At 70.1% G+C, this 1439-nt stretch carries 1 protein-coding gene; it reads right to left on the bottom strand.

The genetic code is table 11. The features are described from left to right. Positions 1-171 precede the first annotated feature (171 nt). Entirely contained in the window at positions 172-1395 is a 1224-nt protein-coding gene (locus ACFQ6N_RS40795; RefSeq protein ID WP_380659193.1) for an IS4 family transposase, read from the bottom strand. Between the last annotated feature and the right edge of the window lie 44 nt (positions 1396-1439).

Genomic DNA, 1439 nt, shown 5'->3' with positions numbered 1-1439 from the left:
CAATGCCGGTGACTTTAGGTCGCTCCTGGTTCGGCGATCGTGACTGTTGTCGGTTCGGGTGGTGGCCAGTCGCGGTGTCGGGCGCGCTTGAGGGGCCAGTTCGACATCTTGCGTTTGATGACGCGCGGGCAGGTCCGTTGCCGGCGTTCGGGGAGCAGGCGTTCGGTGATCTCAGCCAGGGTGCGGATCAGCGCCCCGGCGAGCCTGCCGGGGGGAAAGTCCCGCCTGGGCGGGTACCTGGCGGCGTACGACCCGCAGACTGCGGGTGAAGGACAGCCGGTCGGGATCCAGGCCCTCGTGCAGGGCCGCCTGGTGCATCAGCTGCCGGATGGCGTGGTGGACGAGCAGGAGGCCGTAGACCTCCTGCTCGACACCCCACGGGTACTTCGAGCGCAGGACGAGCCTGGGGCCGCGCTGATGGGTCTTGATCTCGTCCAGCGTGGTCTCGATCTCCCAACGCTGGCTGTAGAGAGCGGCCAGTTCGGCGGCCGGTGCCTCATTGGGATCCAGGACGGTGGTGATCAGGCGGTAGACGGTGGCGTCGCCGGTGGAGGCGAGGGTGTACTCGACGACCCGCACGGTCACCGGGTCGCGACGTGTCACGCGGTCCCGCCCGGCGAAGATCTCGCTGAGGTAGGAGCCGTCGTCCAGGACCCGCACGACCGGCAGCGCTGCGTTCTTCTTGACCCGCCACAACAGGTCGGCGCCGCCGGCCTGCGCCTGCTGCCACAGCTCGAAGCCGTAGAAGCCGCGGTCGGCCAGCAGCAGCATCCCCGCCCGCAGGTGGCTGAACAACTGCCGGGAGAGGGTCTGCTCACTGACCGACAGCGGCCCCATCTCGGCGCCGAACACGGTGTGGGTGCCGCACTCGGCCAGCCCGACCAGCCTGGCCTGCGGGAACGCGCCGACCCCGCGTCCGGAGCCCGGGCGGCCGAAGAAGGAGTCGTTGGCCTCGGTGTCCGCCAGGTCCAGCGTGGTCCCGTCCACCGCCACCACACGCCAGTCCCGGTACCAGGCACCCGCCGTCCCGGCCACCGCCACCGGACGGCACACCCGAGCGAACAAGACCTTCAACGGCTCCGGACCCAGTCGGCGACGGGCCCGGCCGATCGCGGCGGTCGTCGGCACCCGCCACGGCCGTCGCCCGTCCCCGAGCCCCTCGCCCAGCAGCCGGGCGACCTCCTCGTAGCCCTGCCCGAAGAACAGGCACATCGCGAGCACGAAGTACACGACCACCCGCGCCGGCAACAGCCGACTGCGCTGCTCGACCCGACCGCACTCGGCGATCACCTCATCGACCAGATCCCTTGGAAACGCCTGGGTCAGCACCCCGATCGCGATCCGATCCGACAACCGCTCGCCCGCAGGCGCCTTGACCTGCCCCACCCTCGCCACACCACAACCAACGAGACAGACAGGACAAAGTCACCGGCATTGGG

Origin of the sequence: Kitasatospora sp. NPDC056446, from assembly GCF_042796115.1 — a bacterium.
In the GTDB taxonomy this organism is placed as follows: domain Bacteria; phylum Actinomycetota; class Actinomycetes; order Streptomycetales; family Streptomycetaceae; genus Kitasatospora.
This window is presented reverse-complemented; position numbering and strand designations above follow the sequence as displayed.